Below are 24,045 nucleotides of genomic sequence, written 5' to 3' on the forward strand. Positions count from 1 at the left end.
TTTATTTTTGGCACATGATGTTAAAAAATGTCCATTTTTACTGCTTTCAAGCTATTATTTTAGTTCTTTTTTCATGCCAAAAAAAGGAACCTAAATTTGACGCTTCTAACAATGAAAAGCCAAAAATTGCCGCTCTTACAAAAAAAGCAGAGTTCTTTATTGAGAAGAAAAAAACTGATAGTGCCTTCTATTATTATAATGAAGCAAAATCAATCTGCGATCCGTTAACATATCCTGACACATATGTTGTCACCCTAAATTCTATGGCCGTTATACAGCAGAATCAAAATGATTTTGTTGGCAGTAAAACTACACTAAAAGAAGCTCTGCCTTTTTTAACACTCATAACTAATTCTAAACATATTTGGGATACTTATTCAGTTTTAGGGGTTAATTACTTAAACACATATCAATTCAGAAAAGCTGAGAAATATTTCAAAAAAGCTTTAGAACTAAATATCGATGAGTTTACAAATATTGAATCACAAAAAAATATAGCCGAAGTTTTTATAGCTGAAAACAAACACCAAGAAGCAATACAGATTTTATTATTACTTATAGATAAAAAGGAGGTAAAAGATAACCCAAAAACTCATGCCGAGATACTGGACAGAATTGGATATTGTTATTACTTATCAAGCAATTCTGAAGCATATACTTTTTTAAATGATGCTTTACAAATACGAGTGCAGCTAAAAGATCCTCTTGAAATTGCCAAAAGCAATTACAACTTAGCTCTTTTTTATGAAAATAAAAATCCTCTTTTGGCAAAAAAATATATGAAAACAAGTTATGAGAAATATATTTTAGCTAAGAATGTTGATGGGAGGCTTTCTGCACTTAAACTCATAATGAACAACAGTCAGAATACAGAACTCAAACAGCATTCAATTAAATATATAGATTTAGTAGACAGCATATATGAAGTACGTCAAAAAGCGAAAAACTTATTTGCCAAAATCAAGTATAACTCTAAGAAAGAAAAAGAAGAAAATCTAATACTTAAAACCAATAAAGCAGAAAATGAACTCCAATTAGAAAAACAAAAAATAAGAAACATCATTCTATATCTTATTATTCTGCTAAGTCTAAGTTTGATTTTAGTATTGTATTTCTTTTTAACTTCTAAAGCTAACAAAGATAAAATAGAGGCCAGTTATAAGATTGAAACAAAAATCGCAAAGAAATTACATGATGAATTAGCAAATGATATCTATCATACGATGGCTTTTGCTGAGCATAAAAATCTATCGCTTGCAGAAAATAAACAGCAGTTATTAAACAGTCTTGATGCTATTTACTACAGAACAAAAGACATTTCTAAAGAGAATAATTATAGAATAACAGATGAAAACTATGTTTCTCATCTAAAGAAAATGATTTCAAGTTTTAACACGCCTTTTATTAATATTATCATAAATGGCTTAGATTCTATTTTCTGGGAAGATATTGACCAAAACAAAAAGAAAACGATTTATAGAATATTACAAGAATTACTTGTAAATATGAAAAAACACAGTAATGCATCTGTCGTAGGAATCAATTTTAAAACAGCAAAAAAGGATATTATAATTCATTATTATGATAATGGAAAGGGTGTAGACAATCAAGATATTATTTTTAAAAACGGCTTACATAATATCGAAAATCAAATTCTCCATCTTAAAGGAGAAATGCAAATAGATTCGGCAGCAGGTAAAGGATTTAAACTAACTTTTAAGTTTTCTCGATAAATGAGTAAAAAAAGTTTTTTTATTAATCATTCCATAAAGTCTTTGTATATAGGCTTAATTCTTATCTCATTTATTGGGGCTGTTTTTTTTATAAATCCCAATGAGAAGACAGTTGAGAAAAAAAGCAAAAAGAAATATCAAGCAATAGAACTTGATAAGCTTATAGAGAAAGCTGATAAATATTATGATGAAGAAAAACTAGACAGCTCTTATTATTTTTATAATAAGGTTTTACCAATGTATGATCCAGAAATTGATTATACAAAGTATGTTTATACGCTGTCTTCGATGGCTGAAATACAAACACTTATTGGTAATTTTATTGAAAGTGAAGAATTATTGACAAAAACCCTTCCTTATTTAAGTAAAATTAAAGAGCCTATTTATGCTCGAAATGTTTACAGTAATATGGGAATGAATTATTATAATACTTATGATTTTGAAAATTCGCTTTTTTACCACACAAAAGCATTAAAATTACCTGGCACACCCTATAAAAAGGCTATTGTTTTAAACGACATAGCTCGTGTATATATGGAACAAAACCGTTACGATATAGCTGCAGAAATACTAGAAATGCTGACTGCAAGAAAAATAGTTTACAAAAGAGAACCTCTGTTAAGTGATTATTTTTATGCTTCTTTGCAGAACAGTCTTGGAGTCTGTTATTTTAATTTAAAAAAACCTAAAGCATTAGATCTTTATCTCAAAAGTTTAGCAACCACCTTACAGGGAACTAATAAGTTCATATTGCTTAATAATTATAAATCTCTTTCTGATTACTACATGGAAAATAATCCTGAGCTTGCTTTACAGTACGCAAAGAAATCCTACGAAACAGCAAGGGAAGTAAATGCTAACAGTGCCAAAATGGAACTACTTGCTTATTTAATAAAGCTTAGTAAAGGATCTGAGTTAAAAAAATATACTATAGATTATATAAAACTGACTGACAGTGTAATTAATTCTAGAAAATCGGCTAGAAATCAATTTACAAACATCAAATATTACTCAAAAATAAATAAAGACGAGAATTTACACCTTAAAGCAGAAAAAGCAGAAAACGAACTTAAACTTCAGCAGCATAAAACCAGCAATATAATTTCGGGGGTAATAATAACTTTTATTTTAACATTGTGCATCATACTTAGTTTTTACTTATCAATAAAAGGGAGGAAACAAAAAAACAATGCCATACAAGAAAGTGAAACCCGGATTTCTAACAAATTACGCAATGAACTTTTAAATGAAGTTCAGAATGTTTTAACATATGCTAAAAATAATGATTTAGAAACTGCTGATAATAAAAATGAATTATTAGAAAGTCTCGAAAAAATCTATTCTCAAACCAGAAATATCTCAAAAGAAAACAGCGATATTATAACTGATAAAAGATACAGTTTGACATTGAAAAATATGATATCTACTTTTAAAACAACAGATACAAATGTTTTTACAAATGGCCTTACTGATATTAACTGGATTAAAATTGATAAAAACAAAAAAATAATTATTTACAGAGTCATACAAGAACTACTTGTAAACATGAAAAAACACAGCAGCGCAACACTTGCTGGAGTTAATTTTAAAGTCATTAAAAAAAATATTATTATAAATTATACAGATAATGGTAAAGGTGTTAACATGAACCAAGTATCTAAAAGTGGTCTTCAAATAATTGAGAATCGTATTTTAAATGTAAAAGGTGAAATTCAATTTGAATCAAATCCCGACAATGGATTTAAAATATCAATTAAAATTCCTTTTTAATATGAAGATGCTTGAAATTATAAAAAATAAAACTTTTCTAAAGTATCTTATTTTTTTTCTGATTATACTTTTAATTGGGGTAGTATTACTTTATCAGCTGCATAGAAACCAGGTAATAATTATTCAACAGATTAAAAAAAACAATTCTGTTGAAATAAATAAAAACATAACTGAAGCTGATCGCTTATTTGACCAAATTAATTACGACAGCGCATATTTCTTTTATAAAAAAGCAATTGCACTTTGTGATCCTATTGATGATTATGCAGATGATTATGTTTATTCTCAATTATCTATAGCAAATTTACATCAGAATACAAACAACTACACGGCATGCGAAGAAGCTTTATTAAAAGTTTTTCCATATTTAAAAAAAACAAGCAAACCTAAATACACTTATAACACTTACACCCTCTTAGCTTACAACTATTTCTTTACTTATGACAATAGTGATGCACTGTTATACCACAGAAAAGCATTGAGACTAGCTGCAACACCATACAAAAAATCAGTAATCATAAATGACATTGCTTTAGTTTACTTAAGACAAAAAAGATATAAAGAGATAATAGATGCATTGGAGCCATTAGCCAGAATAAAAATTAAACACGAAACTGATTCTGCAAAAACCGATATTAATTATTCCTTACTATTAAACAACCTAGGATTTTGTTATTTCAAGCTCGGAAATCCAAAAGCATTAGAATATTATAAAAAGAGTCTGAAGATACAGGAAAGATTAAAGTCAGATTATGAATTAATGAGTACCTATTCTAGTGTAGCTATGGTTTATGCTGAAACCAATCCTAAATTATCTAAAATATATACAGAAAAACAATATCAGTCTGCCTGCAGGGCAAAGTCTGCATCATTTAAAGCAAATACTTTAGGAGACTTAATTAGAAAATCTGAAGGAAAAGAACTTAAAAAATATTCTAAAGCATACGTAAAAATAATTGACAGTATATTATCCAGCAGAAAACAAGCAAAAAATCAATTCTCAATAATTAAATACGAATCTAAAACTGATAAAGAAGAAAATCTAAAACTCAAAGCCGAAAAAGCGGAAAATGAACTGTTATTACAAAAGCATAAAAATAGAAATACCATATCCTATATCATTATTACTTTCACGATAGCTGTTCTTTTACTTTTGCCACTCTACTTATTTATAAAAGGAGAAAAAGAAAAAAAAGAAGCTGTTTTTGAAAGTGAAATGAGAATTTCTAAGAAACTGCGTAATGAATTGACAAATAAGGTGCATCATACATTGCTTTTTGCACAAAATAAAGATTTACAAAATGATGAAAATAAAAATCAGTTTTTAATAAAATTAGATGAAATATACTCTCAAACCAGAAACATTTCCAGAGAAAACAGTTCTATTGTAACCAATGAAAATTACGATATGGGGTTGAAGGAAATGATATCGGGTTTTAAAACTCCAAATCTAAATTTATTAGTAAATGGTCTTGATACCATAAAGTGGAATAAAATTAACAAGATCAAAAAAATTATTATTTACAGGGTATTACAAGAGCTATTTTACAACATGAAAAAATACAACGACTTGACTTTGATCATATTATCATTTAAAATAATCAATAAAAATATTGTAATTACATACAGCGACAACAGTTCTAAAACGCAAAATGAAAGAATAATTTTAAAAAAACATCTTGAAAATGTGGAAAACCGTATTAAAACCACGAATGGAACTATTAATTTTGGCAATTATACAGAAAATGGTTTCAAAATAAGTTTCACATTCCCATTATAAAACAAGTAATATGTTTAAGAAAGTTTTAGTTGCAGAAGATTTAGATAGTATTAGTATTGCAGTTGTTCAAGTTCTCGAAGACCTTAATATTCCTGTTATTGACCATGTTAAATATTGTGACGAAGGTTTATTAAAAGTAAAAAAAGCATTAAACGAAAAAGAACCGTACGATTTACTTATTACTGATTTATCTTTTAAGACTGACCATAGGAAAGCAAATATTGAAAGCGGTGATGAATTAATTGAAGCAATCAATAAAGTGCAGCCTGAATTAAAAAAAATTGTGTTTTCAATTGAAGACAAATCGTATCGCATTAAAACTCTTTTTGATGAGTTAGGAATAAATGCATATGTATCTAAAGGAAGAAATAGTATTCAGGAATTAAGATCTGCCCTTGAAAAAACTTTTAAAAACGAAGAAAGAATACTTTCATCTGATTTAAACTTTAGTTTCAATGACAAATCTCTTATCGAAATTGAATCTTATGATATCTCTATTTTATCACTTCTGGCAAAAGGTTACATATTAGAAAACATTTCAAATGAGTTTAAAGAAAAATCGATTACACCAAATGGAACCAGCAGTATAGAAAAACGAATCAACAAATTAAAAATATATTTTAAAGCAAATAACAATGTACACTTAATTGCCATTGCAAAAGACTTTGGTCTGGTGTAGAGTTTAACACATGTGTTACGGTTTCCCGTAAGGAAATTCTCTTACATAGATTTAAGTTTGTATAAATTATTAACTGATGAAACCTAAATATAAGTTTGATCCCATTACCAAGATCAATACACCCAATAATAGAATTATTATGAAAACTATGCTTCTTTGTCTTTTTCTTTCTGTAAGTTTTGCTTTTGTTTCTGAGAAAACAGGCTGGCTTGATATTGATTGGAAACTAATTTGTATCCCGGCTCTTCTGGTTTTGCAAATTATAATTATTGGAACAGCTCTAAAAAACAGGTACAAGAAACATTAATTGTAAGTAAGCAGGAAAATAGAAATCTATATACTATATTTGGATTTTAAAATTTAATGAAAAATAGTACATTTTATTTCCTCTTATTCCTTCTTACTTCATTCCAAGCCTTTTCTCAAACCAAATTTATTTCCTGGAATTTAGAAAACTTTGGAAAATCTAAGTATCAAGCCTCTTTAAGTTTTATTGCAAAAACGGTACAAGAATACGATATTATAGCTATCCAAGAAGTTGTTGCCGGATACGGAGGCTCACAGGCTGTCGCAAAACTTGCTTCAATATTAAACGAAAAAGGTTCAAAATGGGATTATACAATAAGTGATCCCACAAGTGGAAACAGTTACAAAAAAGAGCGCTATGCTTTTATTTGGAAAACAAGTAAAGTAAAATTGAAAGGCAAACCCTGGCTGGAAAAAAAATATCACTTAGAAATAGACCGGGAACCTTATTTTGCAACCTTCGAAGTAAACAAAAAACTAGTTACGTTTGTTAATTTTCATGCTATAACAAAAAGTAAACAGCCTGAAACTGAAATTAAATACTTCAAATTTCTTCCGCAAGAATACCCAGATCTAAATCTGGTTTTTACCGGCGATTTTAATTGTCCCGAATCACATACCGTTTTTAATCCATTAAAAAAAATGGGATATGTTTCTGTATTTCAAAAACAAAAAACAACTTTAAAGCAAAAATGCAAAGCAGAAGTCTGTCTTGCTTCTGAATTTGATAATATTTTTTACAAATCAAATACGTTAAAACCTATTAAGTCAGGAGTTGTTTTATTTTATAATAATTACGATTCACTTCAGGAAGCCAGAAAAATATCAGACCACATTCCTATTTGGTTTGAGTTCTTTTTAAATTAAAACTATGTTTTTAATTTTTTCTTTTTGGCAGCCGGAAATAAAACATTATTTAAAATTAAACGATATCCCGGAGAATTAGGATGTAAATCCAGAACTGTAGGCGGATCACCAACCTGATGCTGAAAATCTTCCGGATCATGGCCTCCAAAAAAAGTAAACATTCCTTTTCCTTTTTCGCCATGAATATATCTAGCTTCGCCATTAAGTTCACAAGTCCCCATAACCAAAACATTTGATTTTATCAATGTTTCGTTAAATGAAGTAGTCTGCCCCATAAAACCTTTTACTAATTGAGTATGGTTTTGACATAACATACTAGGAATAGGATCCCATTTTGCAGAATATTCCATTAAAGTAAAATAATCTTTTTCCATAGGAACTCTGCGTTTTCCAGTCATATCAATATCTGAAAATTCATAAACTTCTGGTCTTCTTTCTAAAATAAAATCTTTAAAGGCAAAAGAATTTCCATAATTTAATTTTGCCTGATAGTTAGATTCACTTGGATCACCATCAAACATAGTTTCGCAAATATCAACTCCATCTGCAGCTAATGCAATATCAAAACTATCTGTGGCAGAACACATAGCAAACATAAAACCGCCTCCAATAACAAAATCTCTAATCTTTTTTGCTACAGCTCCTTTTTCCTGTGAAACTTTAGAATAACCAAGTTTTGCTGCTAAAGCTTCAGAATCTCTTTTTTGTTCAATATACCAAGGTGTATTTTTATAAGCGGCATAAAACTTACCATACTGACCGGTAAAATCTTCATGATGTAAATGCAGCCAGTCATATAGTAATAACTGGTCACTCAAAACTTCCTCATCATAAATAGGAGTAAATGGAATTTCGGCATAAGTCAAAACCAGCGTCACGGCATCATCCCACGGTTGTTTTCCCTTTGGTGTATAAACAGCAATTTTTGGTGCTTTTTCAAGAATTACAGATTCCATATTTTGTGACGGACTCGAAATATCATTTAAAAGAGAGGCTTCTTCAGTATCAGAAAGCACTTCAAAACTAACGCCTCTAATTTTACATTCTTTTCGTATTTCCTCAGCATCAGGTAGTAAGAATGAACCACCTCGATAATTTAACAGCCAGCTTGCTTTATAATCGCGGCTTAAACACCAATATGTTATTCCGTATGCTTTTAGATGATTTTGCTGTGTAGTTTCGTCCATTGGAAGCAAAATAAAAGATGCCTTCGTCTGCAATGAAAATACCAGCAAAAAAATATACAGTAAACTCTTTTTCATCAAAAAAATATTTTAGTAAAGATAATGAGGAAGTCATTAAAAACATAACCGATCCAAAGGTTTTGCCCTAATGCAGTACGTTAAAGTTTTACGTCGGTAAAATTGACCATACTTTTCGTAAAAACAGGTAAAAACACCTATTTTTGTACTATTTTTTCTACTTACATTTGAAATCCATAATCTAAATAACCGCCATAAAAAAACAACAGTCATGAAGTTTAATGAAAATAATCATCAGCCTAGAGGTTTAAATGTAATGCAAAAAATTGGTCTTGGAGTTCTTGTAATTACTATTGTAGCTTATTATGTTTTATCTATTCAGTTTTTAACAAGCGGAAGTTAAAGCGTTAAAACTGCTATTTCATTTTGAATAGCATATACCACTAAACCGGCAATATTTCTTGATTCTGTTTTAAGAAGTAAATTATTTCGATGCCCTTCAACTGTTCTTGGACTTAAAAAAAGATGTTCAGCAATTTCTGAAGTTGTTTTTTGCTGACAAATAAGCTGTAAAATTTCTATTTCTCTTGGAGAAAGAAAACTTGTTTCCAGATTTCCTTTTGAATTTTTTGAAGAAACTATTGTTTCCTGAATAGTCTTCAAAACACTTTCGTTATAATAAAATCCTTTTTTGTTAACTTCATTAATGGTTTTAATTAAATCTTTTGGAGTTGTATTTTTAATTAAATAGGCAACAGCGCCAACCTGAATCATATTGGCAATAAAAGATTTTGAATCGTAACTGGTAAGTGCAATAATTTTTATTTCAGGAAAAGATTTCCTAATTATTTTTGTTGCTTCAACGCCATTCAAAACCGGCATTTTTAAATCCATGATAATAATATCTGGTTTAATTTCATTTTCCAGAAGTTTATTTACAAGGTCTTCTCCGTTTGAAGCTTCGAAAACAATCTCAATATTATCTTCTCTCTGCAATAAAAAAGCTATTCCTTTCCGGAATAAAACTTCGTCGTCGACTAAAGCTATTTTGATAATGGCATTCATTTTTTACGTTTTTGGTCGTTTGGTATATCGAAAATACGAAATATGAATCAAAAAAAGCCATTTCGCCTTATTTTATTGATGTAAAATTCACTTTTTAACTTAAAATGTAAATATAACTTCAACTCCTTTTCCTTTTTCAGATTCAAAACTGATCGTTCCGTCTAAGAAAGAAATACGGCTGTTGATGTTTTTCATTCCCAATCCTCTGTAATTTTCAAAATCTTCGCTGTCAAATCCTACTCCATTATCTTTATAATAACAGGTATTTGTTCCTTTATCTTCTTTAAAATTAATCCAGATTTAATTAGACTTTCCATGACGAAGAGAATTATTCATTAGTTCTTGTAAAACCCTAAAAACATGCAAATGACGATCGATTTCTTTATCATCAAAATCAAGTTCGTTTTTATAATAGGTTTTTACTGATTTACTACTCTCAAATTCCCCGCATAATTCTTCTATACCTGCATGAAGTCCAAACTTTTCGAAAACCGGAGGTAATAAATTATGCGCAATTTTCCTTGAATTTTCTAAAGCTTTTGCTGTTAAATTTATAATGTTCTCTGTAATTTCAGTTGTTTCAGCTTCTGTTAAATTTGGCGCTGACAACAAGTGTGTATTTAAGGAAACAATATTAAGTTTAGAACTAATATCATCATGAAGATCCTGAGCAATACGTTTGCGTTCTTCTTCTTGTATCTGCAAAACAGCATGTAATTGTTCTTTTTGATACTGAAGTATTAAATCTTTCTTTTCTAATTCTTTTTGAATGATTTTTTTTCTTGAGAAGTAGAAAAATACGATCAGTACGACTGAAACGATTATAAAGAAAAGTGATATATATAATATTATAGCGACAAGCTCTTTTTCTGGTATTGAGTGGGTATTCATATCAAATTTATTTCAAGGTAGTTTTATTAGGTGAAAATGCTTTTTTTGAAAAACTTTTTATCCATTCGAACAAAATAAAAAATTGATAACATAAAACTAAAAAACTGTTTAATATCCAGGTTAAAAGCTTAACATCATCACTTAAACCTATAGAAAGATTTCCAATTAAGTACAATACTGTACTCGCTAATAAGTAAAATATGAGACCTACACTTATATAATAATATGTTTTATCTTCTGTAAGCATATTATAAAAGTGAAATAGAGCAAAAACCACAATAAGCAGATTGGTTAAGATGATTTCAAATAAATTGAACTTAAGAAATACGCTTGAATTCATACAAAATTGTATCGCTAAAACTAATAATGCAATTATTAAACTAATTTTAATGAACATTTTTTGGCTTTTAACATTTGTCAGCGAATTGTAAAACATTCCAAGCAACAACATTTGTCCAGCAAAAAACATATTGACAACCACCAAATTAGTCATTCCTAAATGGTATAATAATTCCATTGACAATTGCATTACAGTTGAAAAAGCTAAATAGCAGAGAAAAAAAACATTAGCTTTTTCCTTTCGGAAAAAGCTATATGAATAGGCTATTAAGTTTACTATTAAAACAAAATATGTAGAGTACACTAAAATATCAATCATTTTATATACTTTATAATATTTTAGAATTAAAATGGCGGACTAGGACGTATTCCGTCATAAACTACTTCTTCAGCATCATCTGCTGCAGATTTAGCCATATAAGAAGAACCTTCTCCGTAAACATCAATGTATTTACCAGTTTCTTTATCTAATCTAGCTCCAACAAAAAGTAAGGTTCTTTCGTCTTTGTCATTAATAGCAAGACATGCACGTACAACCTCAGTTTCAAGTTTTAAAACTTTTTCTAAAGTTTCTCTTGGAATTAAAAAAGATTTTACTTTGGTTTTAGGATCTTCGATGGTGGTGTCATCTTGATACCTTTTTTCCCACTCTTTGGCTATACCCAAAGGAATCAGAACTGCGTCTGGAAAGGCTTCTTCGCTCATAGTTTTTTAAAAATTTAATATTAGTTAATTTGTTTATGGTCTAGCGAAACTACCGAATTAATTTTTATGTAAGAAATATTATGGAGTAAATTATAGATTCGATTATGTAATTAATTAAAATAAAAAAAACCTTTGAAAGAACATACTTACAAAGGTTTTTATTAGGATTTTTATTCTGATTAAAACGGTACATCACTATCATCATCATCGTCATTCAGGTTGCTTCCAAATGCTTCATTGGCCGATGGCAGATTTTTTGTAATAAATGGATTATCCTCGTGATTCATTTTTGAAGGTAAATCATCATAACCACCTGTAAAGTCTTCAAGGTTGTCAAACTTACCTAAGTGTCCTAAGAATTTTAAACGAATATTTTCCAATCCACCATTACGGTGTTTGGCTATAATAAACTCTGCTTGTCCCGCAGTTGGAGATGCTTCATCATCATCCCATTCTTCAATTTTATAATATTCCGGACGGTAAATAAACGATACAATATCAGCATCCTGCTCAATCGCACCAGATTCACGAAGATCCGAAAGTAACGGACGTTTGCTTGATCCACGGGTCTCAACCGCACGCGATAACTGTGAAAGTGCAATTACAGGAACGTTTAGCTCTTTTGCCAATGCCTTTAAGTTTCGGGAAATAGTCGAAATCTCCTGCTCACGGTTTCCTCCTCCTTTACCATTTCCTCCGGCAGTCATTAACTGCAAGTAGTCAATAATAATTAATTTGATTCCGTGCTGTGATGCTAAACGACGACATTTTGCACGTAAATCAAAAATTGAAAGCGAAGGCGTATCATCAATAAACAATGGGGCTTTTTCTAAATCTTTTACTTTAGTACTTAGTTGCTCCCATTCGTGTTTTTCTAATTTTCCTGTTCTTAATTTTTCAGAAGACAATCCTGTTTCCGAAGAAATAAGCCTTGTAATTAACTGAACCGAAGCCATCTCCAGAGAGAAAACTGCCACCGCATGTCCAAACTGAATGGCAACGTTTCTTGCCATCGAAAGTACGAATGCGGTTTTACCCATACCCGGACGTGCCGCAATAATAATCAAATCCGAAGGCTGCCATCCTGAAGTTACTTCATCTAATTTTTCAAATCCGGTTGCAACACCACTCAAACCTTCTTTTCCTGCAATTTCTTCAATACGTTTTTTCGCCTGAAGAACCAAACTCTGAGCAGTTTCAGAACTACGTTTGATATTTCCCTGTGTTACCTCATACAATTTAGATTCGGCTTTATCCAGCAAATCGAATACGTCTGTAGTTTCATCATAAGATTCTTCAATAATTTCTGAAGAAATTCTAATCAAACTTCTTTGAATGAATTTTTGAAGAATAATACGCGAGTGAAATTCGATGTGGGCAGAAGAAGCAATTTTCTGCGTTAACTGAATTAAATAAAAATCACCTCCTGCTAATTCTAATTTTCCGTTTTTCTTTAATTGTGTCGAAACTGTCAGCAAGTCTATTGGCTGTGTTTCTGTAAAAAGCTGCAGAATTGCTTCAAAAATATGTTTGTGCGCATCTTTATAAAAAGCATCTGGCTGTAAAATATCAATTACATCATCTACCCCTTTTTTATCAATCATCATTGCTCCAAGCACAGCCTCTTCTAAATCAAGAACCTGCGGAGGGAGTTTTCCTTTTTCGAGATTAATTATTGTGGTTTTATCGACCTTTACGGGGTTTACATTCTTGAAATTTTCCATATAGCGAAAGTAACAAAATTTAAAAAAAAATTGCTATCTAGTTATAACTATTCAGTTGTTTATAAATATGTTTTTTTTGTTGATAACCAAAAAAAAATCCGAAACCGCAGGGCTTCGGATTTTTAATCATTAAATATGAATTTACTCTTTATACTCGCCCATATTACTGTATTTGTCCATTCTCTGGGCAATTAAGTCGGCTGTTGATAAGTCTTTTAATTCATTATATCCTTTAGTAATGTAATCTGCTACTGTTTTAAAAGTAGTTTCACGGTCGTAGTGCGCTCCGCCAAGTGGTTCTGGAATTACATCATCAACTAATTTTTGTTTTTTCATGTCAGAAGAAGTCAGTTTTAAAGCTTCAGCTGCACGTTCTTTGTACTCCCAGCTTTTCCATAAAATAGAAGAGCATGATTCTGGAGAAATTACAGAGTACCAAGTGTTTTCTAACATATAAACTCTGTCTCCAACACCAATTCCTAATGCTCCTCCCGAAGCACCTTCACCTACGATAATCGTAATGATTGGCACCTGCAGACGAACCATTTCAAAAATGTTTCTGGCAATAGCTTCTCCCTGTCCTCTTTCTTCAGCTTCTAAACCTGGATATGCACCCGGAGTATCTACTAAAGTAAGAACCGGAATACCAAATTTCTCCGCCATTTTCATTAAACGCAAAGCCTTACGGTATCCTTCTGGATTTGCCATACCAAAATTACGGTACTGACGTGTTTTTGTATTGTAACCTTTTTGCTGCCCGACAATCATAAACGACTGACCGTTTATTTTACCTAAACCGCCCACCATCGCTTTATCATCTTTAAAGCCTCTGTCTCCATGAAGCTCTAAGAAAGTATCACCGCAAATTGCTTTGATATAATCTAAAGTATAAGGTCTGTTTGGGTGTCTTGACAGTTGTACTCTCTGCCAAGCCGTAAGGTTTTTGTATATATCTTTCTTAGTCTGCTCTAATTTTTTATTGATTTCCTTGCACGTTGGGGTTACATCAACGTCAGATTCTTTTCCAATAATAACGCACTTTTCTAGCTGTTCTTCAAGTTCTTTAATTGGAAGCTCAAAATCTAAATATTCCATGTATTTTTGAATTTTGTTTGTAAATCGAACCGCAAATATAAAAATATTATATCATTGGCGAAGTTAATTGTTATTTAAAGTATAAAAATGCAATTTAAAAATAAGTAAACTATTACAAGTTTTCCTTCTTGTTTTGATAATGTTTAAAAACACCGTTTAGAATAACTGTTATGATAATTATAACAGCTCCTATGTAAAATTCGACACTCATTTTTTCTTTTCCTCCTAAAATAAAGTAAGCCAAAACGATCCCGTAAACAGGTTCTAAGTTAGTCGTTAACATTACTGTATACGGTGTTAATCGCTGCATTACTTTTACAGAAGCCGTAAAAGCATAAGCTGTACAGATTGAAGCCAAAATCAATAATAAAACCCAGTTATTTAAGGACATTTGGAAGAAATCTGCTGTGAATTTTCCCTGAAATAAAAAATAAATCGTAATGAAGAAAACTCCCGCTCCAAATTCATAAAAAGTAATAACCGAAGGTTCGTGATCTGAGATTAATTTTCCATTCATTAAAGTAAATAAAACGCCTAAAATTATTGCTGCTAAAGCATAATAAACTCCCGTAAGATATTTTATTTCAACCTGAAGAATCAGTCCCAAACCTGCAATAATAACAAGTCCGAAGAAAACTTCATACCAAAGGACTTTTCGTCCGTAAAATAACGGTTCTAATAAAGAGGCGAAAAATGCTCCTAAAGAAAATATAGAAAGGGTGATTGAAACATTAGAAACATGAATTGCCTTAAAAAAGAAAATCCAATGCAATGCAATCAATAATCCAACAAAAATCAATTTAAAAAATTCTTTTACAGGAACCTGAAAAGACTGCTTTTTAAATGCAATAAATCCGCCTAGAAAAATCATGGCGATCAACATTCTGTACCAAACCAGATTATCGGCATCAATGGTAATTAAAGCGCCCAAAATGGCTGTAAAACCCCAGATAAAAACTATTAAGTGAAGATTTAAATAACTTTTTAAATTATCGTTTCGCATTACGTAATAAATAAACTGCCAGAATTCCGAAAACAATATTTGGGAACCAAACAGCTAATAAAGGTGAAAAAGTAGATTTTTCGGCAAGTGTACCGAAGATTTTATCAAAGAAAACAAATGAAAATGCAATGGCAATTCCAATAGCAAGGTTCATTCCCATACCGCCGCGGCGCTTCATTGAAGAAACTGCAACAGCAATAATAGTTAAAATAAAGGCCGAAACCGGCACACTGTATTTTTTGTACAGAACCACTAAATAAGTATTAATATTTCCAGAACCTCTTTTTCTTTCTTTTTCAATAAAATCAATTAGTTTTCCCAGAGTCAGGGTTTCTGCGATATAAACAACAGGAGTCAAATCTGCAAGTTCAAATTTAAAACCTACATTTTTCTCAGGAGCTTTTTCAATTACATCATTCAAATCTCCAACTGTTCTTTTTGTATAATCGTATAAAGTGTATATTTTCTTTTTGGGATCCCATTTTATACGACTTGCGGTTATTTTGTATGTTAATTTTTCTTTTTCAAAATGCTCTAAAGTAAAATTAAAAGCTGTCTTCGACTCTTCATTAAAGCTATTTACAAAAATAAAATCGTGATCGTTAATTTGTCTAAAAACATTGGTATTTTCTCCCCGCATGAGCTGTTTACCATTTCCTTTTAAATAAGTGTACCTAAAATTATTAAATCCTTCACTAGCCGCAGGCACAATAAAAAATCCCATCAAAAGCACAAAAACAGAAACAATCGATGCACCAATAATATAAGGACGCAAGAAACGCGTAAAAGAAATTCCAGAACTTAAAATGGCTATAATCTCTGTATTATTCGCCAGTTTTGAAGTAAACCATATTACCGATAAAAACAAAAATATCGGAAATAATGAATTGGCAAAATAAACTGTAAAATTGTAATAATAGATCGCAATTTGTGTAAACGGAATTTTGTTTTCCAGCATTTTATTTACCTTTTCTGAAACGTCTATTACAATTCCAATTGGAATAAATAACAAAATCATCACCGAAAAAGTGGCTAAATATCTTTTTAAAATATACTTGTCTATTATTGTTAACATAACAAAGTTTAATCGATTATTTGTTTAACCGTTTAACCGAATAAACGATTAAACAAATTAACGCATTTTATAGTCTTTGACTCATATTTTTAACCATCATTTCTTTCCATGGTCTAAAATCGCCTGCTAAGATATGTTTTCTAGCTTCACGAACCAACCACATATAGAAACCAAGATTATGTATCGTTGCAATTTGTTTTCCTAAATATTCGTTTGCAGCAAACAAGTGGCGTAAATACGCTTTTGAATATTCTGTATCGACAAAAGTATGCGCCATTTCGTCAATTGGAGAAAAATCTGCTTCCCACTTTTTGTTCTTAATATTAATTGTTCCGTTTGCTGTAAACAACATTCCGTTTCTCGCATTACGCGTTGGCATAACACAATCAAACATATCAATTCCTAACGCAATATTTTCTAATATATTTATAGGAGTACCAACTCCCATTAAATAACGAGGTTTATCTTCAGGAAGAATTTCGCAGACAACCTCAGTCATTGCATACATTTCTTCTGCAGGTTCACCAACAGAAAGTCCGCCAATTGCATTTCCCTGTTGGCCAGCGTTAGCAATATATTCTGCTGACTGACGGCGTAAATCTTTATAAGTACTTCCCTGAACAATTGGAAAAAACGTTTGTTCGTAACCGTATTTATAAGGAACTTTTTCCAAATGATTGATACAACGATCTAACCAGCGGTGCGTCATATGCATAGAACGCTGTGCATAACGGTAATCACAAGGATAAGGCGTACATTCATCAAAAGCCATAATAATATCGGCTCCAATCGTACGCTGAATTTCCATTACATTTTCTGGCGTAAAAAAGTGATATGAACCGTCAATATGCGATTTAAACTTTACCCCTTCTTCCTTAATTTTTCTATTTGAAGAAAGAGAATATACTTGATATCCTCCAGAATCGGTCAAAATATTACGATCCCAGTTCATAAATTTGTGCAGTCCGCCTGCCTTTTCAAGAATTTCAGTCTGCGGACGTAAATATAAATGGTAAGTGTTTCCTAGAATAATATCCGGATTTATTTCTTCTTTAAGCTCACGCTGATGCACACCTTTTACAGATGCAACCGTTCCAACTGGCATAAAAATAGGCGTTTCAATTACGCCGTGATCAGTAGTAATACTCCCCGCTCTTGCTTTCGACTGCGGATCTTTTTGTAATAAATCGAACTTCATTTGTTTCTTTTTTCAGTCGGCAAAGATAATCTAATTTCACGGAAATTTAATTAATTAGATTATTTGTCAATTATAAAATTGAGTTAATTCGAAAACAACATAAAAGCTAAACTTCAGAAATTTTTAAATTTGAGTAAAATCTATTAAAAATGAAATGTAATGCTGTCAGACAGAGTTCAGCCAAAGTCTTCACGCAGTATATCCGCAACAATAAAAAATCAAATGAATTTAGCTCAAAAACTTGGATATCCCGAAAATGCCAAACTATTAATTATTCATGCTGATGACGCCGGATTATCGCATTCAGAAAATCAGGCCACAATAAAAGCACTTCAAAACGGATCTGTAAACTCTTATAGTATTATGGTTCCTTGTCCGTGGTTTTACGAAATGGCTGAATTTGCTAAAAAGAATCCGGATTTTGATTGCGGTATTCATTTAACTTTGACTTGCGAATGGGAAAATTACAAGTTTGGTCCCGTCCTTCCTATTTCCGAAGTTTCTAGCTTAGCAGATCAAAACGGTTATTTTTATAAAACCAGAAAAGATTTTAAAGACAACGCTAAACTTTCTGAAATTAAAAAAGAACTTATTGCTCAAATTGAAAAAGCGCTGCAATTTGGCATTCAGCCCACACATCTGGATTCACATATGTGCAGTGTTGGTGTAACACCAGAAATTTTAGATATTTATAGAGAATTAGGAAAAACATACAACTTACCGGTTTTCATTAATAAAGGTTTTGTAGAATCTATAAGTCTATCTGATAAACAATACAATTTTGAAGACACTCTTTTAGCTGATAATCTTCTTATTGGATATTATGCAGATTTCGAAAAAGGTGAACTTAGAAAATCATATGAAAAAGCTTTAGACAATGTTGTTTCGGGATTCAATGTTTTCCTGCTTCATCCTGCATATGATGATTTTGAAATGCAGGGAATTACGGTTAACCATCCTAATTTTGGTTCAGAATGGCGTCAAATAGATTTTGATTTTTTCACCAGTGATGAATGCAAAGCAAAACTTAAAAAAAATAACATTCAATTAATTACCTGGAAAGAAATTTCTTCCATTAGATGATTTTATATTGATGCGAATACTATAAGATTCTGATTTTAAAAATATAAGAACTCAAACCATAGATTTCATAACTTTATTAAGAACATTTTAAATATAGAAATCATGATAAACTCAGAAGATAAATTAGATGACATCAAGGATGAAAAAATTGAAAAAAACCTTGAAAACATGGATTACCCAGCAAACGAAGATATTTACAATCAAGAAGAAAGATTAGAAGATATTGACCCTCAAGATATTTCTGGAGAAAGAATAATTAACAATGACAATCACGAATGGAAACAGAACAGTGATAAAATTGGCAACGATTTAGATGTTCCAGGCTCTGAACTAGACGACCAGCAGGAAGATATTGGTTCTGAAGATGAAGAAAACAACTATTACAGCGAAAGCGATACGAATTAAAAAGTATATCAATTTCGAGAATATTTTTTGCAGCAGATTAAACGAATTCAGTTGATTTCTAAAATCATTTTGATTCATTTAATCTGCGGCAAAATTTTTATATGCAATTATCAACTTCTTGTATTTTTTCCAAATCTGATAAAAAAAGAGCAAAAAAATTTAACAATTGAAACAAACTAAAGCAGAAAATCATTTGTCTCCCCACAAAATATCCGTTACTTTTGCTACAGTTTAAAATTTTACATATAAAATGAAGCCTAACACACAACAATTAAGCGATTTAACGATCCAAGTAAGAAGAGATATTCTTAGAATGGTACATGCTGTAAACTCTGGACACCCAGGTGGTTCTTTAGGTTGTACTGAATTTTTGGTAACACTATATCAAAATATAATGGACCGCAAAGAAGGTTTTGATATGGACGGAATTGGAGAAGATTTATTTTTCCTTTCAAACGGACACATCTCTCCTGTCTTTTACAGCGTTCTGGCACGCAGCGGTTATTTTCCAGTTTCAGAATTAGCTACATTCAGATTATTAGATTCTCGTTTACAGGGACACCCAACTACTCACGAAGGTTTACCTGGAGTTCGTATTGCGTCTGGTTCATTAGGACAAGGTTTATCTGTAGCTCTTGGAGCAGCGCAAGCTAAAAAATTAAACAAAGACAATCATATTGTATATAGTTTACACGGAGACGGAGAATTACAAGAAGGTCAAAACTGGGAAGCTATTATGTACGCTTCTGCTAAAAAAGTAGACAACATTATTGCAACAATCGACCTTAACGGAAAACAAATCGACGGAACAACCGATGAAGTTTTACCAATGGGAAGTATCCGCGCTAAATTTGAAGCTTTTGACTGGGATGTTTTAGAAATTAAAGAAGGAAACAGCATTGATGCTATCATCGCTGGTTTAACTGATGCTAAATCAAGAACAGGAAAAGGAAAACCAGTTTGTATTTTATTACATACAGAAATGGGTAATGGTGTAGATTTCATGATGCACACTCATGCTTGGCACGGTAAAGCACCAAACAATGACCAATTGGCTAGTGCTTTAGCTCAAAACGTTTCAACTTTAGCGGATTATTAAAAAATGCTTTAAGCAGTAAGCATTAAGCTTTAAGCCTATTGCCTACAGCCTATTGCGTATAGCAAAAAACAAAATGAAAAAATACGAAAATACAGGAAGTAAAGATACTCGTTCTGGTTTTGGAGCGGGAATGACTGAACTAGGTCAAAAAAATGAAAATGTTGTAGCATTATGTGCTGACTTAATTGGATCATTAAAATTTGATGATTTCAAAAAAAATCACCCAGAGCGTTTTTTCCAAATTGGAATTGCTGAAGCAAATATGATTGGAATCGCTGCAGGTTTAACAATTGGAGGGAAAATTCCATTTACTGGAACTTTTGCTAACTTCTCTACAGGAAGAGTTTACGACCAAATCCGTCAATCTGTTGCTTATTCAGATAAAAATGTAAAAATCTGTGCTTCTCACGCTGGTTTAACGCTGGGAGAAGATGGTGCAACTCACCAAATTTTAGAAGATATCGGATTAATGAAAATGCTTCCTGGAATGACAGTAATCAATACTTGCGATTACAACCAGACTAAAGCTGCTACAATTGCATTAGCAGACCACCACGGACCGGCTTATTTACGTTTCGGACGTCCAGTTGTAGCGAACTTTACTCCGGCTGACGAACCATTCGTAATTGGAAAAGCAATTTTATTAAACGAAGGAACAGATGTTACGATTATCGCAACAGGACACTTAGTTTGGGAAGCTCTTATTGCTGCTGAAGCTTTAGAAGCAAAAGGAATTTCTGCAGAAGTAATCAACATTCACACTATTAAACCTCTTGATGAAGAAGCAATTCTTAAATCGGTTGCTAAAACAAGATGTGTAGTAACTGCAGAAGAGCACAACTACCTAGGAGGTCTTGGAGAAAGCGTTTCAGGCGTATTAGCTTTAAACAATCCAACTCCACAAGAATTTGTTGCTGTAAAAGACAGTTTTGGTGAATCTGGAACTCCTGAGCAGTTAATGGAAAAATACAAATTAAACAATCAAGCGATTGTTGAAGCTGTAGAAAAAGTTATCAAAAGAAAGTAATCTTTTCATACATACAAAAAAGCCTCGAAACTCAAATTTCGAGGCTTTTCTTTTTCCAGCTGGTATCAAATTCAATCGAATTCACAATTCACCAGCAAAAACAATTGAATGTAAGCTTCCAAGGATTGAAAAACGTCATAAAAAAACCTCGAAATTCAATTCGAGGTTTTTTTTATTCTATTTATTTCGCTCCTTAATTCTTTTTATAAGGATATGTATTATCTAAATGAATTCTTTTTCTTCCTGCAGCTAAATAATCATCTTCAATAAACTTTCTAGGATTATTTATAGATTCAGGTAAATTAGGATTTGTTAATTCTCCTGTTGGTCTTCTAGGAATACCATATTTTTCTGTTTCATCATAATTTGGCGTAGCAGGATTATCTGAAACAGGATTGTATGGATAATATTTACTCAAACCACCCAAAAATTCAGTTCCAGTAGGTTTTGTAATTTCAAAAAGGGTAGAATAACCATCACCATCATCATCTGAATCTAAGAAATCTGCTATACCGTCTTTATCTGTATCATCATCATATTGATTTGCAGGAGGAGTTGGGTATTCTGTGGTATTTCTAAAATCATACACATATCCATCTCCATTAATATCTTCTTCAAAATCAAAAACACCATCTAGATCATGATCCAAACGAGTTAAATCATATAATTTAATGCTGAAAATTAAAGGAGAATAAGCCGGAATTGCACTTGCTCCCGAACCATAATAACCTAAACCAGAAGGAATAAATAATACTCCTGCACCAAAATTTTCATATTTCATACTGCCATCAGGTTTCATTGTAGCAGTTCCTGTTTTAAATTGAGGAAAAGCTTCGCTCCAGCCTATAATCGTACCATATAAATCTAACGCTTTAGTTGGAAATAAAACCTGCTCAAAAAACGTTGTTGACAAATGTTCTGCCTCAGTATCTGTTTTTGCAACACGAGTTAAATACTCACCTCTATATGATGTAAATGCACCGTCAGTATTCATTGGGGAAGTCCCGGTACCTTCTCTCAAAACCAAATAATACATTTGATATACAATACCATGCATAGGCACTTCTCTTTTTAACAGCTTTGGAAATGTTGGACTATTAAGGTAAGACATTATTGAAGGCTGCGTTGAAGGATCAGTAATTTTAGTAAATGTAACATCCTGATCAGTTTGTTCTCCCGGAGCATCTGTTACTGTTATAAAATAGGTATTTAAATATTCTTCAATATTTGCATTATCAGTATTATATTGTTCTTGATAATCTCTTAGAGGCACAATCTCTTCATCATCATCCTTTTTATTACAAGATACAATTGCAAGTCCTGCGAGTAATAAAACAAAATAATATTTAAATTTATTCATTATTGTTAATTTTTTAGGTGCGCAAGATACAATATTGATTTATTTTTGTAAAGAATTTAACTTGGATTTTAGAAAAATTATGAGAATAGATAAATACTTATGGTGCGTTCGTTATTACAAGACCAGAAATATGGTAACCGAAGCTTGTAAAAAGAACCAAATCACTGTAAACGGGCTAGTTGCAAAACCATCAAAAGAGGTTTTCCCTACTGACAGAATTACCTTTAGAAAAGATCAAATTACACAAATTATAACGGTATTAGATATCCCTGAAAGCCGTGTAGGTGCAAAACTTGTTGATATATACCGAAAAAACGAAACACCGCCGGAAGCTTACGAACATTTAGAACTGTTGAAACTTTCTAAAGAACATTACCGTAAAAGCGGAACAGGAAGACCAACTAAAAAAGACAGAAGAGATATCGACGATTACGGAAATGATTTTATTGACGAAGAAAACGAAGATGAAATTTAAATTTCAATTCAAAAATCTGAATTCTACAATCTAAAATCTAAAATTGTAATTGTATTTTAGCAAAAAAAATAATCATGAGCAAAAACATCATCTTAACAAATCAGGAAATCGAACACAAAATAAAACGTATCGCTTATCAAATCTACGAAACCTTTGTTGACGAAGAAGAAGTTGTAATTGCAGGAATCGCATCTAATGGTTCTGTTTTTGCTCAAAAACTAGCAGAATCTTTACGCACAATTTCAACATTAAAAGTTTCTCTTTGCGAAGTCAAAATTGACAAACAAAACCCACAGTCCCCTATTCAGACTTCTTTAAGCAAAGAAGATTATAAAAATAAAGGACTTGTGCTGGTTGATGATGTATTAAACTCAGGAACTACTTTAATTTATGCTGTCCGCCATTTCCTTGACGTTCCGCTTAAGAAATTCAAAACAGCAGTACTTGTTGACAGAAATCATAAAAAATACCCTGTAAAAGCAGATTTTAAAGGAATCTCTTTATCAACTTCTTTATTAGAACACGTTCAGGTTGTTTTTGATGAAAACGGAGACAATTATGCTTTTCTAAGCTAAAATATCCAAAATATCCTGAACCGTTTCGTCAATTGTTCTATTATCAACTGCCACTTTATGCTGTGCGTGGTTGTAATAAAAACTTCTGTCGAATAAATGCTTTGCGATAAATTCTTTCATTTCTTCTTCGTCCATATTAGCAATTAAAGGACGTTTACTTTTATTATGTACCAATCTATTATATAAAGTATCAATAGAAGCTTTTAAATAAACCGAAACAATATCGTCTCGCTGCAGTAATAAATGATTATTAGCGTAACATGGAGTTCCTCCACCCAAACCTATAATAGCATTTTCTGAAGATTGAAGTAATTCAAGAAACATTTCGTGCTCTAATTTTCTAAAATAGATCTCTCCGTGCTGTTCAAAAATCTCTTTTATCGACAAATTTGCTCTTTTTTCGATACAGATATCCAAATCTAAAAACGGAATTTGGGTGATTTTTGACAAATTTTGGGCAATTGTAGACTTTCCGCAGCCCATGTAACCTAACAATACAATTTTTTCCATATTAATAAAACCTTATAAACTAAGCGATTGGAAACTTTTCCAAAAAAAAGACAAATTTATGATAAAATTGCTTGGAAAC

At 31.4% G+C, this 24,045-nt stretch carries 25 protein-coding genes; 13 read left to right on the forward strand and 12 right to left on the reverse strand.

The window, feature by feature from the left end:
- Window positions 1-14: 14 nt before the first annotated feature.
- The 6 genes from FJOH_RS00195 (at window position 15) to FJOH_RS00220 (ending at window position 7,135) form a co-directional block, all read left to right on the forward strand.
- Window positions 15-1,733, forward strand: coding sequence for a tetratricopeptide repeat-containing sensor histidine kinase (locus FJOH_RS00195; protein WP_011921548.1), 1,719 nt, complete (start codon window positions 15-17; stop codon window positions 1,731-1,733).
- Window positions 1,734-3,503 (forward strand): tetratricopeptide repeat-containing sensor histidine kinase, encoded by a 1,770-nt coding sequence (locus FJOH_RS00200; RefSeq protein ID WP_011921549.1) that lies wholly within the window; start codon window positions 1,734-1,736, stop codon window positions 3,501-3,503.
- On the forward strand, window positions 3,469-5,283 hold the full coding sequence (locus FJOH_RS00205; RefSeq protein ID WP_052295167.1) for an ATP-binding protein: 1,815 nt from the start codon (window positions 3,469-3,471) through the stop codon (window positions 5,281-5,283). The genes FJOH_RS00200 and FJOH_RS00205 overlap by 35 nt, the downstream gene beginning before the upstream one ends.
- 10 nt (window positions 5,284-5,293) lie before the next feature.
- A complete protein-coding gene (locus tag FJOH_RS00210; protein WP_011921551.1) occupies window positions 5,294-5,962 on the forward strand; it encodes a DNA-binding transcriptional response regulator in 669 nt (222 codons plus the stop codon).
- Window positions 5,963-6,038: 76 nt separating this feature from the next.
- Window positions 6,039-6,269 (forward strand): hypothetical protein, encoded by a 231-nt coding sequence (locus FJOH_RS00215; protein ID WP_044047352.1) that lies wholly within the window; start codon window positions 6,039-6,041, stop codon window positions 6,267-6,269.
- 56 nt (window positions 6,270-6,325) lie between these two features.
- A complete protein-coding gene (locus FJOH_RS00220; RefSeq protein ID WP_011921552.1) occupies window positions 6,326-7,135 on the forward strand; it encodes an endonuclease/exonuclease/phosphatase family protein in 810 nt (269 codons plus the stop codon).
- 2 nt (window positions 7,136-7,137) lie between these two features.
- Here FJOH_RS00220 and FJOH_RS00225 read toward each other — a convergent pair whose 3' ends face one another.
- Window positions 7,138-8,397 (reverse strand): hypothetical protein, encoded by a 1,260-nt coding sequence (locus FJOH_RS00225; RefSeq protein WP_011921553.1) that lies wholly within the window; start codon window positions 8,395-8,397, stop codon window positions 7,138-7,140.
- Between the two features lie 211 nt (window positions 8,398-8,608).
- Here FJOH_RS00225 and FJOH_RS27330 point away from each other — a divergent pair, with 211 nt between their 5' ends.
- Window positions 8,609-8,740, forward strand: a complete 132-nt coding sequence (locus tag FJOH_RS27330) for a hypothetical protein (RefSeq protein WP_256527431.1) — start codon at window positions 8,609-8,611, stop codon at window positions 8,738-8,740.
- On the opposite strand, the gene FJOH_RS00230 is transcribed toward FJOH_RS27330, so the two are convergent.
- From FJOH_RS00230 to tgt, 9 genes are all read right to left on the reverse strand, one after another.
- A complete protein-coding gene (locus FJOH_RS00230) occupies window positions 8,737-9,402 on the reverse strand; it encodes a response regulator transcription factor (protein ID WP_011921554.1) in 666 nt (221 codons plus the stop codon). The genes FJOH_RS27330 and FJOH_RS00230 overlap by 4 nt on opposite strands.
- A gap of 300 nt (window positions 9,403-9,702) precedes the next feature.
- Window positions 9,703-10,293, reverse strand: coding sequence for a sensor histidine kinase (locus FJOH_RS00235; protein ID WP_011921556.1), 591 nt, complete (start codon window positions 10,291-10,293; stop codon window positions 9,703-9,705).
- Window positions 10,294-10,300: 7 nt separating this feature from the next.
- A complete protein-coding gene (locus tag FJOH_RS00240) occupies window positions 10,301-10,951 on the reverse strand; it encodes a hypothetical protein (RefSeq protein WP_011921557.1) in 651 nt (216 codons plus the stop codon).
- Between the two features lie 26 nt (window positions 10,952-10,977).
- Window positions 10,978-11,337, reverse strand: a complete 360-nt coding sequence (locus FJOH_RS00245) for a hypothetical protein (RefSeq protein WP_011921558.1) — start codon at window positions 11,335-11,337, stop codon at window positions 10,978-10,980.
- Window positions 11,338-11,516: 179 nt separating this feature from the next.
- Window positions 11,517-13,061: a replicative DNA helicase gene (gene dnaB / locus FJOH_RS00250; RefSeq protein WP_011921559.1), complete on the reverse strand. Its 1,545-nt coding sequence runs from the start codon at window positions 13,059-13,061 to the stop codon at window positions 11,517-11,519.
- A 141-nt stretch (window positions 13,062-13,202) separates the two neighbouring features.
- On the reverse strand, window positions 13,203-14,156 hold the full coding sequence (locus FJOH_RS00255) for an acetyl-CoA carboxylase carboxyltransferase subunit alpha (protein ID WP_011921560.1): 954 nt from the start codon (window positions 14,154-14,156) through the stop codon (window positions 13,203-13,205).
- A 112-nt stretch (window positions 14,157-14,268) separates the two neighbouring features.
- Window positions 14,269-15,159, reverse strand: a complete 891-nt coding sequence (locus FJOH_RS00260) for a DMT family transporter (protein ID WP_011921561.1) — start codon at window positions 15,157-15,159, stop codon at window positions 14,269-14,271.
- Window positions 15,146-16,234 carry an LptF/LptG family permease gene (locus FJOH_RS00265; protein WP_011921562.1) on the reverse strand — a complete coding sequence of 363 codons (1,089 nt, stop codon included), beginning with the start codon at window positions 16,232-16,234 and terminating at the stop codon, window positions 15,146-15,148. Before FJOH_RS00265 ends, FJOH_RS00260 begins: the two co-directional genes overlap by 14 nt.
- Window positions 16,235-16,301: 67 nt before the next feature.
- A complete protein-coding gene (gene tgt / locus FJOH_RS00270; protein ID WP_011921563.1) occupies window positions 16,302-17,432 on the reverse strand; it encodes a tRNA guanosine(34) transglycosylase Tgt in 1,131 nt (376 codons plus the stop codon).
- 159 nt (window positions 17,433-17,591) lie between these two features.
- Between tgt and FJOH_RS00275 the strand changes: the two genes are divergently transcribed.
- The 4 genes from FJOH_RS00275 to FJOH_RS00290 all read left to right on the forward strand — a co-directional run bounded on the left by FJOH_RS00275 (window position 17,592) and on the right by FJOH_RS00290 (window position 21,046).
- On the forward strand, window positions 17,592-18,515 hold the full coding sequence (locus FJOH_RS00275; protein ID WP_011921564.1) for a polysaccharide deacetylase family protein: 924 nt from the start codon (window positions 17,592-17,594) through the stop codon (window positions 18,513-18,515).
- Window positions 18,516-18,617: 102 nt separating this feature from the next.
- On the forward strand, window positions 18,618-18,920 hold the full coding sequence (locus FJOH_RS00280) for a hypothetical protein (protein ID WP_011921565.1): 303 nt from the start codon (window positions 18,618-18,620) through the stop codon (window positions 18,918-18,920).
- A gap of 250 nt (window positions 18,921-19,170) precedes the next feature.
- Window positions 19,171-20,019: a transketolase gene (locus FJOH_RS00285; RefSeq protein ID WP_011921566.1), complete on the forward strand. Its 849-nt coding sequence runs from the start codon at window positions 19,171-19,173 to the stop codon at window positions 20,017-20,019.
- Window positions 20,020-20,092: 73 nt separating this feature from the next.
- Complete coding sequence (locus FJOH_RS00290; RefSeq protein ID WP_011921567.1) at window positions 20,093-21,046, forward strand: transketolase family protein; 954 nt, start codon at window positions 20,093-20,095, stop codon at window positions 21,044-21,046.
- A gap of 193 nt (window positions 21,047-21,239) precedes the next feature.
- On the opposite strand, the gene FJOH_RS00295 is transcribed toward FJOH_RS00290, so the two are convergent.
- Window positions 21,240-22,406, reverse strand: coding sequence for an FKBP-type peptidyl-prolyl cis-trans isomerase (locus FJOH_RS00295; RefSeq protein ID WP_011921568.1), 1,167 nt, complete (start codon window positions 22,404-22,406; stop codon window positions 21,240-21,242).
- Between the two features lie 79 nt (window positions 22,407-22,485).
- Between FJOH_RS00295 and FJOH_RS00300 the strand changes: the two genes are divergently transcribed.
- Together FJOH_RS00300 and FJOH_RS00305 are read left to right on the forward strand one after the other, a co-directional pair.
- Window positions 22,486-22,881 (forward strand): RNA-binding S4 domain-containing protein, encoded by a 396-nt coding sequence (locus FJOH_RS00300; protein ID WP_011921569.1) that lies wholly within the window; start codon window positions 22,486-22,488, stop codon window positions 22,879-22,881.
- Window positions 22,882-22,955: 74 nt separating this feature from the next.
- Window positions 22,956-23,456, forward strand: coding sequence for a phosphoribosyltransferase domain-containing protein (locus FJOH_RS00305; RefSeq protein ID WP_011921570.1), 501 nt, complete (start codon window positions 22,956-22,958; stop codon window positions 23,454-23,456).
- Here FJOH_RS00305 and FJOH_RS00310 read toward each other — a convergent pair.
- The gene (locus FJOH_RS00310) at window positions 23,448-23,966 is read right to left on the reverse strand and encodes a shikimate kinase (RefSeq protein ID WP_011921571.1); all 519 of its coding nucleotides are present in this window, start codon (window positions 23,964-23,966) and stop codon (window positions 23,448-23,450) included. The genes FJOH_RS00305 and FJOH_RS00310 overlap by 9 nt on opposite strands.
- Window positions 23,967-24,045: the final 79 nt, after the last annotated feature.

The organism is Flavobacterium johnsoniae UW101, assembly GCF_000016645.1.
GTDB lineage: Bacteria > Bacteroidota > Bacteroidia > Flavobacteriales > Flavobacteriaceae > Flavobacterium > Flavobacterium johnsoniae.

Bases quoted from the DNA above. Each gene is read 5' to 3' on its own strand.
- FJOH_RS00200 (WP_011921549.1), top strand. From the start codon at position 1,734: ATGAGTAAAAAAAGTTTTTTTATTAATCATTCCATAAAGTCTTTGTAT.
- FJOH_RS00295 (WP_011921568.1), bottom strand. From the start codon at position 22,406: ATGAATAAATTTAAATATTATTTTGTTTTATTACTCGCAGGACTTGCA.
- FJOH_RS00275 (WP_011921564.1), top strand. From the start codon at position 17,592: ATGCTGTCAGACAGAGTTCAGCCAAAGTCTTCACGCAGTATATCCGCA.
- FJOH_RS00310 (WP_011921571.1), bottom strand. From the start codon at position 23,966: ATGGAAAAAATTGTATTGTTAGGTTACATGGGCTGCGGAAAGTCTACA.
- FJOH_RS00245 (WP_011921558.1), bottom strand. From the start codon at position 11,337: ATGAGCGAAGAAGCCTTTCCAGACGCAGTTCTGATTCCTTTGGGTATA.
- FJOH_RS00240 (WP_011921557.1), bottom strand. From the start codon at position 10,951: ATGATTGATATTTTAGTGTACTCTACATATTTTGTTTTAATAGTAAAC.
- FJOH_RS00195 (WP_011921548.1), top strand. From the start codon at position 15: ATGATGTTAAAAAATGTCCATTTTTACTGCTTTCAAGCTATTATTTTA.
- dnaB (WP_011921559.1), bottom strand. From the start codon at position 13,061: ATGGAAAATTTCAAGAATGTAAACCCCGTAAAGGTCGATAAAACCACA.
- FJOH_RS00260 (WP_011921561.1), bottom strand. From the start codon at position 15,159: ATGCGAAACGATAATTTAAAAAGTTATTTAAATCTTCACTTAATAGTT.
- FJOH_RS00305 (WP_011921570.1), top strand. From the start codon at position 22,956: ATGAGCAAAAACATCATCTTAACAAATCAGGAAATCGAACACAAAATA.
- FJOH_RS00300 (WP_011921569.1), top strand. From the start codon at position 22,486: ATGAGAATAGATAAATACTTATGGTGCGTTCGTTATTACAAGACCAGA.
- FJOH_RS00285 (WP_011921566.1), top strand. From the start codon at position 19,171: ATGAAGCCTAACACACAACAATTAAGCGATTTAACGATCCAAGTAAGA.
- FJOH_RS00225 (WP_011921553.1), bottom strand. From the start codon at position 8,397: ATGAAAAAGAGTTTACTGTATATTTTTTTGCTGGTATTTTCATTGCAG.
- tgt (WP_011921563.1), bottom strand. From the start codon at position 17,432: ATGAAGTTCGATTTATTACAAAAAGATCCGCAGTCGAAAGCAAGAGCG.
- FJOH_RS00210 (WP_011921551.1), top strand. From the start codon at position 5,294: ATGTTTAAGAAAGTTTTAGTTGCAGAAGATTTAGATAGTATTAGTATT.
- FJOH_RS00230 (WP_011921554.1), bottom strand. From the start codon at position 9,402: ATGAATGCCATTATCAAAATAGCTTTAGTCGACGACGAAGTTTTATTC.
- FJOH_RS00205 (WP_052295167.1), top strand. From the start codon at position 3,469: ATGGATTTAAAATATCAATTAAAATTCCTTTTTAATATGAAGATGCTT.
- FJOH_RS00220 (WP_011921552.1), top strand. From the start codon at position 6,326: ATGAAAAATAGTACATTTTATTTCCTCTTATTCCTTCTTACTTCATTC.
- FJOH_RS00235 (WP_011921556.1), bottom strand. From the start codon at position 10,293: ATGAATACCCACTCAATACCAGAAAAAGAGCTTGTCGCTATAATATTA.
- FJOH_RS00290 (WP_011921567.1), top strand. From the start codon at position 20,093: ATGAAAAAATACGAAAATACAGGAAGTAAAGATACTCGTTCTGGTTTT.
- FJOH_RS27330 (WP_256527431.1), top strand. From the start codon at position 8,609: ATGAAGTTTAATGAAAATAATCATCAGCCTAGAGGTTTAAATGTAATG.
- FJOH_RS00255 (WP_011921560.1), bottom strand. From the start codon at position 14,156: ATGGAATATTTAGATTTTGAGCTTCCAATTAAAGAACTTGAAGAACAG.
- FJOH_RS00280 (WP_011921565.1), top strand. From the start codon at position 18,618: ATGATAAACTCAGAAGATAAATTAGATGACATCAAGGATGAAAAAATT.
- FJOH_RS00265 (WP_011921562.1), bottom strand. From the start codon at position 16,234: ATGTTAACAATAATAGACAAGTATATTTTAAAAAGATATTTAGCCACT.
- FJOH_RS00215 (WP_044047352.1), top strand. From the start codon at position 6,039: ATGAAACCTAAATATAAGTTTGATCCCATTACCAAGATCAATACACCC.